The following is a 13475-nucleotide window of genomic DNA, read 5'->3' on the forward strand; positions in this document are numbered from 1 at the left end:
CTACTTTGTAAATAGACTTTTAATCTTCATTGAGATGACACCAAAAATAGCTTCAGATATAATACCCTTACTTAATTTTGACTCTCCTTTTGTTCTATCTGTAAATATTACTGGTACTTCAATTATTTTAAACTTTTTTAAATAGGCCTTAAATTTCATTTCAATTTGAAATGCATATCCTATAAATTTAATGGTATTTAAATCTATAGATTCTAATACCTTTCGTTTATAACACACATAACCTGCTGTGGTATCATGAATTTTCATCCCTGTAATTAAACGCACATATTTTGATGCTCCATAAGACATGAGTACACGACTCATTGGCCAATTAATCACATTTACTCCCGTTACATATCTAGAGCCTATAGCAATATCTGCACCATCAATACGGCACGCTCTGTAAAGTTTTATTAAATCTTTTGGGTCATGCGAAAAGTCGGCATCCATTTCAAAAATATAGTCATAATTTCTAGCCAAAGCCCATTTAAACCCATAAATATAAGCTGTTCCTAAGCCCAATTTATCTTTACGTGTTTCTAAAAATAATTTGTCAGGAAAATATTCTTGTAACTCTTTAACTTTCAAACCTGTTAAATCGGGAGAACTATCATCAACAATAAGAATATCAATATTCTCAGATTGAGAAAATACCGCTTTAATAATAGCTTCTATATTTTCTATTTCATTATATGTTGGAATAATTACAACAGTATCCGGCATACCTCTATTTTATTGAACCACTTTAACTTAATTTATGTAATAGATTACATTTTCAAACTTCATAACGAAATCCTATTTCACAACTGAGCCTAATTTTTAGCAAATGTACATTAATAACCTTTTATTTTTTTTAAATATTACTTAATAATACACTCCATTAATAAAAAATATAATAATTTTATGGCATGCTACGTCATATAGTTTCAAACGAATTATTTACAACTTTAATAGTTTTTGGGTTATTAATAGTGGCTACGGCTAAATTATTATCTCCCAAACGCTTTAATGATTTTATACTTATTTTAGGCAATTACAATTACCTTAAAATTTATTCTAGAGATCAAAAATTCTTTGATAAATTTGATGGTTTATTATTTATCAACCTCATCGTTTCCACATCTATATTTGGCTTCATTATATATGAACACATAACTGGTAATAAAATTGCTTCAGCTAGCTCTATTTCTAGATTATCCTTTACTATTGGGACTTTTATTTTAATAAAAATCCTTATTGAACGCCTAATTGGAAGTCTTTTTCAAATTGATTCATTAATAGACCAATATCTTTTTCAAAAAACAAGTTATAAAAACTACCTAGGCATTTTATTATTGCCCATAAATGCATTATTACTCTTTAGCTTTCAACCTACATTAACTATAATCTATATTATAACCGCTTTATTACTGATTATAAATGTAATAGGACTAATTACTTCTTACAAAACGCATCAAAATATAATAAAAGTCAACTTCTCATATTTTATTTTGTATCTTTGCACTCTTGAAATTGCCCCTTATATTATTTTATACAAGGTGTTTATTACAAAATAAAGATCAAACCACCCACACTTATGAAAGTAAAAACAATTTTAGTATCTCAGCCTGAACCTAAAATAGAAAACTCTCCTTACTTTGATTTACAAGAGAAGAAAAAAGTTAAAATAGACTTTAGACCTTTCATTCATGTTGAAGGTGTATCTGCTAAAGAGATTAGGCATCAAAAGATTGATTTAAATAATTATACAGCCATAATACTAACTAGTAGAAATGCTGTAGATCATTTTTTTAGAATTGCTGAAGAAATGCGTTTTAAAGTGCCTGATAGTATGAAATATTTCTGTCAATCTGAAGCTGTTGCATATTACCTTCAAAAATATGTAGTATATAGAAAACGTAAAATCTATGTAGGGAAACGTACATTTGCAGAGTTATCACCTTTAATAAAAAAATATAAAGACGAAAAGTTTTTATTACCTAACACAGATAAAGTAAAACCAGCTGTTCCTGAAACTTTAGATGCTTTAGGTGTAAACTGGAAACAAGCTACTTTTTATAAAACCGTAGTTAGTGATTTATCTGATTTAGCTAATGTGTACTATGATGTACTTGTATTCTTTAGTCCTTCTGGAATAGAATCTTTATTTCAAAATTTCCCAGATTTCAAACAAAATGATACACGTATTGCTGTTTTTGGAAATACGACTATCAAAGCTGTTGAAGAAAAAGGGTTACGTGTAGATATTTCTGCTCCAACACCAGAAACGCCTTCCATGACTATGGCTTTAGAAAAATATATTGAAAAAGTAAATAAAGGAAAATAAAGTTACTACTACTTATTTAAAAACGAAAATTCGTTTTGCATCATATAAGTAAACTTTAGCATAAAAATAGATTAGTAATTTTATAACAAAAGTTATATCCATTTTACTATGAAACTAATACTACTATTTTTACTATTAAGCACAAACGTATTTTGTCAAAGCTGGCAAAACGCCCCAAATATAGTATCTAATACTGGAGGCGTTCGTTTTGATGATGTTTTCTTTTTAAATGATGACTTAGGGTGGGCTGCTAATGGTTCTGCTGCTGCTATATATAAAACAACTGATGGCGGGTTAACTTGGACAGAACAACTAAACAATACCATATTAGGAAGCAATCATTACTAATGAAAATATTGGCTTTTTAGGCACACTTAACGGCAAGTTTTATAAAACTATTGATGGAGGCTCTAATTGGGAAGAAGTTATCATTACCCCTAACCCTCCAGCTATTTGCGGTATTGATGCTATTGGATCTTCAACTATTTACGCATGTGGAGCTTACTTTGAGCCTGCTCATATTATAAAATCGACAGATAGTGGGCTTACTTGGAGCTATATAGATATGTCTGCTTATGCAAATGCTTTAGTGGAAATAAAATTTTTAGATAAATTGAATGGTTTTGTTTCAGGTAGAAATGATACTGGTGCAGTTGTTTTAAAGACTACTGATGGTGGAGTAACTTGGACGACCATTTATAATGCAACCATTCCAGGCGAATACATTTGGAAACTTCACATTTTGGAAAACAATACTAATGCCATATTTGGTTCTTTATTTGCTTCGGCACCAAATCCTGGTAAGTTAATAAAATCTATTGATGGAGGTGTAACTTGGTCTACTTTTAATGCACCTGAAACAGATATTGAAGCTGTTGGGTTTATTTCTGAAACCAAAGGCTGGATGGGCGGTCACAATACAGGTTTTTACGAAACAATAGATGGCGGTTCTACTTGGACTGATTTAGGTGTTGGAAGTAATTTAAATCGTATTTTCATAATTAACAGTACTCTTGCATATGCTGCGGGCACTACTGTTTATAAATATACCGCAGAAACTTTAAACGGAAATGTATCTGAAATAACATCTAAAAAAGACCTTGATATACAATTAAAGAAAAACCCTGTTACTAAAATATTAGAGTTTACCATTAATTTTAAATCGGATGACAATATCCTTATTGATTTATACGATATCAACGGAAAATTTATTAAACAACTCACTCGCGATTTAATAAGAAATACAACAAGGAGAACCTATTCTTATTCTGTTGAAGAATTATCCGCAGGTTCATATATTTTAAACTTTCATAATAACTTAGGAAGAACCTCCAAAAAGTTTATCAAATTATAAAAATCTCTTCCCTTACTTTTTTAATTATAAACTGTTATTAAAAACAAACCCCGAAGTAGAAACATCGGGGTAGTAAATTATATTTTAACAAAATTAAAGATATAATACCTTCTTTTTTAAATCACTTAAACAAGGAGTAAAATTGGTATCTACAAAGTATCTTTAAAACGTATATCTCTGTGGTCCGCCTCTTCTAATTTCTTCATTACAATGCGCTTCAAACTTTTTAAAGTTTTCTCTAAATGCATTCGTTAACTTAAATGCTGTTTTATAATAAGCTTCATCGTTATTCCAAGTCGCTCGTGGGCTTAAAACACTTGTTGGAACACCTGGACATGATCTAGGTTGCGCAACTCCAAAAACGGAATGTATATGGTAATTATCATAATTATATAATCCTAAATCGCCATTCAAAACAGCATTAATCATGGCACGAGTATATTTTAATTTCATTCTTGTACCAACACCATAAGGACCACCTGTCCAACCTGTATTTACTAGCCAAACATTAACTCCTGCTTCAATCATTTTTTGACTTAACATTTCTGCATATTTAGAAGGGTGCAAAGGCATAAAAGGCGCACCAAAACATGCAGAAAAAGACGGTACTGGCTCCACTACTCCTGCTTCTGTACCTGCTACTTTAGCTGTATATCCTGAAATAAAATGATAAGCTGCCTGACTTGGCGTAAGTTTAGATATTGGAGGTAATACCCCAAAAGCATCGGCAGTTAAAAAGAATATGTTCTTTGGGTTTTTACCTGTTGAAGGTATTTGTATATTCTCAATATGATCAATAGGATAACTTACTCGTGTATTTTGCGTAATAGAAGTATCTTCAAAATTAACATGTCCTTTATCATCTAAAATCACATTTTCAAGAATAGCTCCTTTTTTAATAGCATCGAATATCTCAGGCTCATTATCCCTAGAAAGGTTAATTACTTTTGCATAACAACCACCTTCAAAATTAAATACAGAATTCTCATTAGTCCAACCATGTTCGTCATCTCCAATCAAGCTTCTATTTGGATCTGTAGACAAGGTCGTTTTTCCTGTCCCAGATAACCCAAAGAATATAGCAGAATCTCCACCTTTACCAATATTAGCACTACAATGCATTGGCAAAGTATTTTTAAATACAGGGAGAATAAAATTTAAAGCAGAAAAAATACCTTTTTTAATTTCTCCAGTATACCCTGTACCACCAATTAAAGCTATCTTTTTTGTGAAATTTAAAATAGCAAAATTATGTTGGCGCGTCCCATCTATTTCTGAATTTGCCATAAAACTAGGCGCATTAACAACAGTCCATTCTGGATCAAAATCTTTTAGCTCGTCTTCTGTAGGACGTAAAAACATATTATAAGCAAACTGGTTACTCCAAGGGTACTCATTAATAACACGAATACTCATTTTATAATCGGCATCAGCACATGCATAACTATCTCTCACAAAAAGCTCTTTATTTGATAAATAGTCTACAACTTTATCGTAAAGCTTATCAAACTTATCTGTATCAAAAGGAATATTAATATCTCCCCACCAAACCTTATCTTTAGTAATATCATCTTTAACTATAAATCTATCTTTAGGTGAGCGTCCTGTAAACTCACCTGTGTTAACCGCTAAAGCTCCAGAAGAAGCCTCTACTCCTTGTCCTTTTTCTATAGCAATACTATGAAGTTGTTCTGGTGATAATTGATAATTTACAGTGGCATTTTTAATACCATACATATTTAACGAAATCGTTTTCGTAACTTGGTTATAGTTCCCCATAATTTATGTTATAAAATTATTTATGCAACAAAATTAGAACAATTATTTTAAACTATCCTTTATTAATTAGCATTTTTAGATACTGTTTTTTAAGAAATCAAAAAACATAAAAACCCAAGCTAAAATAAAAAACACTCCTCCTATTGGTGTTACAAAACCAATCATTTTAAAGTCAAAGCTTGTTAAAGTATTTGTTGCTAACCCATAAATAGAACCTGAAAAAAATAAGATCCCAAAAACGATTAAGTAGTACATTCTTTTTTTTGTTTTCTGATGAATCAAAGGCGTACTACCTACAAACAATAATAAAATAGCATGATACATCTGGTAACGTATCCCTGTTTCAAAAGTTTGTATTGCTTCAGCTGTAATCAATTGTTTTAAACCATGTGCTCCAAATGCACCTAGAATAATTGTAATAACGCCTAAAATTGACGCTGTAGTTAAAATCGTTTTATTCATATTTTTATAAATTATTCTCAACAAATACAATTTATATTTATAAAATTCGTAAAATTGAATACAGTTTTGGGCTCAATGCCAAATACATATATTAAACAAAATTACTCAACAAATTTCAATATGCGAAAGATTTTAATCATTGGTTCTGGAAAATCTACATCCTATCTTTTAAAATATTTATTAGATAAATCAGTATCAGAAAACCTATACATTATAGTTGGTGACTTAAATATTGAAAATGTCAAAAATTTAATTGGTAATCATCAAAATGCTAAAGCAATTGTATTGGATGTTTTTAACGAAACCAATCGTACAAATGCTATTAGAAATGCAGATGTTGTTATATCTATGCTCCCAGCACGCTTTCATATTGAAGTTGCTAAAGACTGTATTTTATACAATAAACATATGGTAACCGCATCTTATGTAAGTCCAGAAATGCAAGCTTTAAATGAAGATGCCAAAGCTAAAGGGATTATACTCATGAATGAAATTGGTGTAGATCCAGGAATTGACCATATGAGTGCTATGCAAGTTCTTGATAGAATACGTGATAATGGCGGAAAAATTATCTTATTTGAATCTTTTACAGGTGGATTAGTAGCTCCTGAAAGCGACAACAACCTTTGGAATTATAAATTCACCTGGAACCCCAGAAATGTAGTGATTGCAGGTCAAGGTGGAGCTGCGAAGTTTTTACAAGAGGGTACTTATAAATATATTCCATACAATCGCTTATTTAGACGCACAGAATTTTTAGATATTGATAACTTTGGACGTTTTGAAGTCTATGCTAATCGAGATTCCTTAAAATATCAAAGCGTTTATAAATTAGATAACGTTAAAACATTATATCGTGGTACTATGAGGCGCGTTGGTTTTAGTAGAGCTTGGAACATTTTTGTAACTCTAGGAATGACTGATGACAGCTATACTATTGATGATAGCGAAAACATGAGTTATCGCGATTTCATAAATGCCTTTTTACCTTATAGTCCGTCTGATTCTGTAGAATTAAAACTGAGACATGCTCTTAAAATAGATCAAGATGATATCGTCTGGGATAAGCTTGTTGAACTAGATATTTTTAATCCTGATAAACAGGTAATACTAAAAAAAGCAACTCCTGCTCAAATACTTCAAAAAATACTAATGGATAGCTGGGCTCTTGCCCAGCATGATAAAGATATGATTGTTATGTATCATAAATTTGGTTACGAATTACATGGAAAAAAACACCAAATAGATGCTAATATGGCTGTTCTTGGCAAAGACCAAACCTATACAGCTATGGCTAAAACTGTAGGTTTACCAGTAGCCATTGCTGCAATAGCTATATTAAACGGTAAAATAACAACACCAGGTGTTCAAATACCCATTACAAAAGAAATCTATGAACCTATATTAAAGGAATTAGAAAATTTTGGTATTATATTTAATGAAAAAGAAATTCCTTATTTGGGATATAACCCTTTGAATAATTAATATTTGGGCGTTACCTAAAGGTCGGGCTTTCTGCTATATCTTTTTCTCATACTTCAAAAAAGGATGTCGCTTCAATCCCTAACGCAATTTATAGTTTTAATTTAAAAGCAATTAATTACTTTTATACTTTAGTTTGCAATTAAAAACAAAGGAACGCGTAACATTATGAAATTTAAAGCGAAAAACAAAACCATATCTATAGATGGTATAGATAAAAAAATACTCCGCGCTTTAATGGAAGATGCTAGAACTCCTATTTTAGAAATCGCTCGCAATGTAGGCATTTCTGGAGCAGCAATACACCAACGCTTACGTAAACTTGAAAAGGCTAAACTCATTTCTGGTTCTAAATTTATTATAAACCCACAAGTATTGGGCTATTCAACATTAGCTTTTGTTGGTATTTATCTTGATAAAGTAGCAAATACAGACGATGTTGTTAGAGCTTTAAAAAAAATTCCTGAAGTTACAGAATGCCATTACACAACTGGTACTTATAGTTATTTCATTAAATTATTTTGTTTAGATAATGCTCATCTAATGGAGCTACTAGGTAAAAAAATTCAAACGATTACCGGTGTCTTAAGAACCGAATCTCTTATCTCTCTAGACCAACAAATTAATAGACAAATAAAGATATAACACCTCCTATTTAACAATAAATCAAGGCTTAACATAAATTATGTTAAGCTTATTTTTTTTATGAAAAGTTTAATTTTATTTAACCTTTTGTTCCATTTTGACCATTAGTCAATCCTATAAGTTTGCATCATAAAACAATCAAAAAAACACATTTATGAAACAAACTGCAATCAAATTCGTCATGCTATCTTTTCTAATTAGCTCATCTATTTATGCACAAGAAACAAAAGATACATCTGCAAAGAAACACGAACTTTCCTTTGATTTATTAGAACTTATCACACGTAATAAATTTGAACTCTCCTACCGTTACCTTCTAAACAAATCAAATAGTATTGGCTCCAATATTTCTTTTTCCCCAGACAAAAAAAGTTTATGGAAAGCTCAAAAATTTCAAGAAAACTTTACTTTAGATATAAACTATCAGCACTACTTTTCTAAAAAGTATGCCCAAGGGTTCTATTTACAAGCCTTTACCGAGTATTCTTCTGGAAAATCATTTATAGAAAACAATTATAACCCAGATAATTTTAAAAAATATAATGCTTTAGGTTTAGGTGCAGGTATGGGTTATAAACATGTTTTTAAGAAAGGCTTTTTTATAGATGCCGACATAAAATTTACAGGAAATCTTGTAAACTCATTAGAAAACAATAGCGCATATTACTTTCCTGAAGCAAAAGCTTTTATTGGTTTCTCTGTAGGTAAACGCTTCTAAACAATAACCTCAGCCTTTTATTTTTCTACTTTTTCATGATGGTACAACTTTGGTCTTTTTTCGTTGTAGTCGCAATCTTGAAAAATACCACAAGATACTGTAGATCGTGCTAAAGATTTATTATTTATATTTTTATAAAATGCAGCGATTTCTGGGGTTAAAAATTTCATGTTTTAAATATTTTATTAAACTATTATTTCTTTCAATTTAGTACTTTAAAAAAAATATTCCTTACAAAGGATTTATATCTCTCATCTTGACTTTTTATTTTTAACCAAAAATGAGTCAAAACCTGTCCAGATAAAGTTATTTTTTTATCTCAATTATTAATTAAAATTACGCTTTATAAAATACTAATTATAAAGAAACCCAAGTAAAATTCTTGGGTTTCTTATTATCAGTTCCTTTTTTAAAAGGTATTTATTTCATTTTCATTAACCAAGAACGTACGTCTACCTCTTCTTTAATAATAGTTCTTAACTCTTCTATTTTAACACGTTGCTGCTCCATAGTATCTCTATGTCGTATAGTTACCATCTTATCTTCTTTAGTATCATGATCTACTGTAATACAAAATGGTGTTCCATTAGCATCCTGTCTTCTATAACGTCTACCAACAGCATCTTTTTCATCATAAATCACATTAAAATCCCATTTCAATTCACCTACAATCTCACGCGCTATTTCTGGCAATCCGTCTTTTTTAACTAATGGTAAAATAGCAGCTTTTACTGGTGCTAAAACACTAGGCAATTTTAAAACAGTACGAGTTGTTCCGTTTTCCAATTCTTCTTCTTGCAAAGCATTTGAAAACACTGCTAAAAACATACGATCCAACCCAATAGAAGTTTCTAATACATATGGTGTATAACTTTTATTTTCTTCATGGTCAAAATACTGTAATTTCTTTCCAGAATGCTCTTCATGCGCTTTTAAATCGAAATCTGTTCTTGAATGAATTCCTTCCAATTCTTTAAAACCAAATGGAAATTTAAATTCTATATCGGCAGCTGCATCTGCATAATGAGCTAATTTCTCATGATCATGAAAACGATAGTTATCTTCACCCATGCCTAAAGACAAATGCCATTTCATTCTATGCTCTTTCCAATGCTTATACCACTCCCCTTGAGTTCCTGGTTTAATAAAAAACTGCATTTCCATTTGTTCAAACTCACGCATTCTAAAAATAAATTGTCTTGCAACAATTTCATTTCTAAAGGCTTTTCCTGTTTGCGCAATACCAAACGGAATCTTCATACGTCCCGTTTTTTGAACATTTAAAAAGTTCACAAAAATACCTTGTGCTGTTTCTGGACGTAAATACAAATCCATTGCTGTTTCTGCAGAAGCTCCAAGCTTAGTTCCAAACATTAAGTTAAATTGCTTAACATCTGTCCAATTTTTACTTCCTGTTAAAGGATCTGCTATTTCTAACTCTTCAATAAGCAACTTAACATCTGCCAAATCTTCGCTCTCTAAAGATCTTGCCATACGAGAAAGTATCGTATTTATTTTTTCTTGATACCCAACAACGCGTCCATTTGTTGAAACAAACTCATCTTTATTAAAGGAATCACCAAAACGTTTTTCTGCCTTTTTTACTTCTTTATCTATTTTTACTTCAATCTTAGCACAATAGTCTTCAATTAAAACATCCGCTCTATAGCGCTTTTTAGAATCTTTATTATCAATTAATGGGTCATTAAAAGCATCTACGTGTCCTGAAGCTTTCCATGTGGTTGGATGCATAAATATAGCAGCATCAATACCTACAATATTTTCATTCATTTGTACCATGGCTTTCCACCAATAGTCACGTATATTTTTCTTTAATTCAGCACCGTTTTGAGCATAGTCGTAAACTGCACTTAATCCATCATAAATTTCACTACTTTGAAATACATAACCGTATTCTTTAGCATGCGAAATTACCTTCTTAAATTTATCGTCTTGATTTGCCATAGGTGCAAAAATATAAAACCCTATTAAACAAATAGAATTCTTTACGAAAAAATAATCAATCTTAATCAAGAATTATCAAACCAGTATTATTCAAATATTTTTAACCTTTATAGTTAAACATACTCCATTCCAAATATTTAATAATTCTTTTTTTATTTCATAATTTAGAATGTTTTACGTTTATAATAAATAAACTGAACTTAAAACCCTAAAAATGAAACTAAAATACTCATTAATAGTTATTATATTATTGTTCTTTCATATAGTTAGCTATAGTCAAATTACATATCAAGCTGCTTTTCCTAATATTGATTTCGAATTCCCAGTTGAAATTCAAAACGCTAACGATAATTCCAACAGGCTTTTTGTTTTAGAACAACGTGGTCGAATAAAAGTATTCCCAAACCAAAATACTGTCACGAATTCATCATTAAATACATTTCTTGATATTACAAGTCAAGTTCGCTTTAGAAATGGTCAAGAAATAGGGTTATTAGGTTTAGCTTTTCACCCTCAATACACATCTAACGGCTATATTTACGTATATTATACGACAGATAGTCCTGTTAATGGCATTCCTGTAAGAATGGTTCTTTCCAGGTTTTCTGTTAATAGTACGAATCCTAATTTGATTGATCCTAATAGCGAATTAGTACTCTTTCAATTTGATAAAAACCAAAACAACAGCAATCATAATGGTGGTAAAATAGCTTTTGGCCCAGATGGATATCTTTACATTTCTATTGGTGATGGAGGTGGTGGAAATGATCCGCAAGGAAATGGTCAGAATAAAAACACCATTTTTGGAAGCATCTTGAGAATTGATGTTGATATAGATGGAAATAATCCTGTAGAAACAAATCCCGTATTACCAAATGGCAATTATGAAATCCCAAATGATAACCCATTTGTAGGCGTTAATGGTTTAGATGAAATTTACGTGTATGGTATACGTAATACTTGGAAGTTTTCTTTTGATGAAGTTACTGGCAGATTATGGGGTGGAGATGTTGGTCAAGGTGCTTTTGAAGAAATTAATATTATTGAAAATGGTAAAAACTATGGCTGGAGTCGTTTTGAGGCTAACTCGGTTGCTAATAGTGGTGTTACTATAACAGAACCTACAGTGTTTCCTGTTTTTTTTTATAATAGAAATCAAGGTGATCGATCTATAACAGGAGGTTACGTATATCGCGGATCTAAAATTACCAGTCTAAGTCCCGATATCAATTCTAAGTATATCTATGCAGATTACGTAAGCGGAAGAGTTTGGGCGTTAAATTATAATCCCTCTTCTGGAAGTGCAAGCAGCACATTGCTATTCAAAACTACAAATGAATTTGTATCCTCGTTTGGAGTAGATGAAAGCGGTGAATTATATTTTAGTGATTACGGAGACAGTGCGCAACTTTATAAATTAGTAGATGGTAGTTCTACTCCTTCTGGAATTGCTGTAAACGGGACTGGAAAATGGGAGTCTTTAAATCAAGGTATCCCTAACGGTAATGTAAATGCTATAGTTACTGCTCCAAATGGAAACATATATCATTCAGGAAATTTTAATACTGCAGGAAATATCACAGCTAATAATATTGCAGTATGGAACAAAACTTCTGGTTGGCAAACATTAGGTACCGGATCTAACGGTACTATTAATGCATTAGCTATTGCTCCTAATGGAAATCTATATGCAGGAGGTTCTTTTACAAATATTGGAGGTGTAACTGCCAAGAATATTGCGGTATGGAATGGTAATTCATGGGTAGCATTAGGGTCTGGAGTTGACGGCAGTGTAGCTGCTATTGCTTTACACTCTAACGGAAATATTTTTGCTGGAGGTGTTTTTGAAACTGCAAATAGCAATACCGTAAGAAACATTGCGGTATGGAATGGCAGCCAATGGAGTGCTCTTACCGATGTTACAACTGGTGTTTCTGGTACTAATAACGAAATTCGATCTTTAGCAATAGACAATGATGGCACTTTATACGTTGGAGGAAATTTTGATGAGGCTGGAGACATTACTGCCAATAGAATAGCTACTTGGAATGGAACCAATTGGGGAACTTTAGGATCTGGTACAAGTGGCTTTGTTGAAGCCATTGCAATATCTCCAACAGAAGTCTTTATTGGAGGAAATTTTGCCATTGCAGGAGGGCAAACAGTAAATCGTTTAGCTAGGTGGAATAAAAACGCCTCATCTTGGTCTTCATTAAATAACGGTGTAAATAATAATGTTAGTTCATTACTTCATGATGGAACCTATTTGTATGCTGGTGGCGCTTTTGATCTTGTAAATATTGATAATAGTAATATAGTAAATAACATAGCGAGATGGAGTTCTTCTCAAGGTTGGGAAGCGCTGGGAACAAATACTAATGTCGGGGTTGATATTAAGATTAATACTTTAAGTTTTGCTACCGATATAGATGGAGTAGATAAATTGTATGCAGGTGGTAATTTTTCTAGTGCTGGAGCTATAAATGCTAATAATACAGCAGTATGGTTATCTAATAATATTTTGAGTGTTTCTAAACCAATAACTAAACAGGTATTGGTTTATCCCAACCCTACTAATGGCATAATACATTTATCTGGTAAAAAAGAATGGAAGCTTATTGATATTACTGGTAAGTTACTTACTAAAGGGAAAAGTGAGGTGCTTGATTTTTCTAAATATTCTAGGGGGCTTTACTTTTTAAGGTTTAAGAATGGAGCTGCATTAAAGATTATTAAAAAGTAGA

13 protein-coding genes are annotated in these 13475 nt (G+C 31.4%); 8 read left to right on the plus strand and 5 right to left on the minus strand.

Annotation, left to right across the window (positions count from 1 at the left end):
• Positions 1–723, minus strand: a complete 723-nt coding sequence (locus A8C32_RS00245) for a polyprenol monophosphomannose synthase (RefSeq protein ID WP_069828445.1) — start codon at positions 721–723, stop codon at positions 1–3.
• Positions 724–908: 185 nt separating this feature from the next.
• Between A8C32_RS00245 and A8C32_RS00250 the strand changes: the two genes are divergently transcribed.
• From A8C32_RS00250 to A8C32_RS00265, 4 genes are all read left to right on the plus strand, one after another.
• A complete protein-coding gene (locus A8C32_RS00250; RefSeq protein WP_069828446.1) occupies positions 909–1556 on the plus strand; it encodes a DUF4271 domain-containing protein in 648 nt (215 codons plus the stop codon).
• A 20-nt stretch (positions 1557–1576) separates the two neighbouring features.
• Entirely contained in the window at positions 1577–2326 is a 750-nt protein-coding gene (locus A8C32_RS00255; protein WP_069828447.1) for a uroporphyrinogen-III synthase, read from the plus strand.
• A 108-nt stretch (positions 2327–2434) separates the two neighbouring features.
• Positions 2435–2674 carry a WD40/YVTN/BNR-like repeat-containing protein gene (locus A8C32_RS00260; RefSeq protein ID WP_069828448.1) on the plus strand — a complete coding sequence of 80 codons (240 nt, stop codon included), beginning with the start codon at positions 2435–2437 and terminating at the stop codon, positions 2672–2674.
• Positions 2675–2891: 217 nt separating this feature from the next.
• On the plus strand, positions 2892–3680 hold the full coding sequence (locus tag A8C32_RS00265; RefSeq protein ID WP_069828449.1) for a T9SS type A sorting domain-containing protein: 789 nt from the start codon (positions 2892–2894) through the stop codon (positions 3678–3680).
• Between the two features lie 162 nt (positions 3681–3842).
• Here the strand turns inward: A8C32_RS00265 and pckA are convergent, their stop codons facing one another.
• Entirely contained in the window at positions 3843–5459 is a 1617-nt protein-coding gene (gene pckA / locus A8C32_RS00270) for a phosphoenolpyruvate carboxykinase (ATP) (RefSeq protein WP_069828450.1), read from the minus strand.
• A 75-nt stretch (positions 5460–5534) separates the two neighbouring features.
• Positions 5535–5921 carry a DUF423 domain-containing protein gene (locus tag A8C32_RS00275; protein ID WP_069828451.1) on the minus strand — a complete coding sequence of 129 codons (387 nt, stop codon included), beginning with the start codon at positions 5919–5921 and terminating at the stop codon, positions 5535–5537.
• 120 nt (positions 5922–6041) lie between these two features.
• Between A8C32_RS00275 and A8C32_RS00280 the strand changes: the two genes are divergently transcribed.
• The 3 genes from A8C32_RS00280 to A8C32_RS00290 all read left to right on the plus strand — a co-directional run bounded on the left by A8C32_RS00280 (position 6042) and on the right by A8C32_RS00290 (position 8766).
• Positions 6042–7406, plus strand: a complete 1365-nt coding sequence (locus A8C32_RS00280; protein ID WP_069828557.1) for a saccharopine dehydrogenase family protein — start codon at positions 6042–6044, stop codon at positions 7404–7406.
• A 165-nt stretch (positions 7407–7571) separates the two neighbouring features.
• Positions 7572–8048, plus strand: a complete 477-nt coding sequence (locus A8C32_RS00285; protein ID WP_069828452.1) for an Lrp/AsnC family transcriptional regulator — start codon at positions 7572–7574, stop codon at positions 8046–8048.
• A 154-nt stretch (positions 8049–8202) separates the two neighbouring features.
• Positions 8203–8766, plus strand: a complete 564-nt coding sequence (locus A8C32_RS00290; protein ID WP_069828453.1) for a hypothetical protein — start codon at positions 8203–8205, stop codon at positions 8764–8766.
• A 17-nt stretch (positions 8767–8783) separates the two neighbouring features.
• Here the strand turns inward: A8C32_RS00290 and A8C32_RS20445 are convergent, their stop codons facing one another.
• Both A8C32_RS20445 and A8C32_RS00295 read right to left on the minus strand, forming a co-directional pair.
• Positions 8784–8936: a hypothetical protein gene (locus A8C32_RS20445; RefSeq protein ID WP_165605763.1), complete on the minus strand. Its 153-nt coding sequence runs from the start codon at positions 8934–8936 to the stop codon at positions 8784–8786.
• A gap of 250 nt (positions 8937–9186) precedes the next feature.
• Positions 9187–10731: a glycine--tRNA ligase gene (locus A8C32_RS00295; protein WP_069828454.1), complete on the minus strand. Its 1545-nt coding sequence runs from the start codon at positions 10729–10731 to the stop codon at positions 9187–9189.
• A 214-nt stretch (positions 10732–10945) separates the two neighbouring features.
• Between A8C32_RS00295 and A8C32_RS00300 the strand changes: the two genes are divergently transcribed.
• Positions 10946–13474, plus strand: coding sequence for a PQQ-dependent sugar dehydrogenase (locus A8C32_RS00300; protein WP_069828455.1), 2529 nt, complete (start codon positions 10946–10948; stop codon positions 13472–13474).
• The last annotated feature ends 1 nt before the right edge of the window (position 13475 follow it).

It is taken from the genome of Flavivirga aquatica, assembly GCF_001747085.1.
GTDB lineage: Bacteria > Bacteroidota > Bacteroidia > Flavobacteriales > Flavobacteriaceae > Algibacter_C > Algibacter_C aquatica.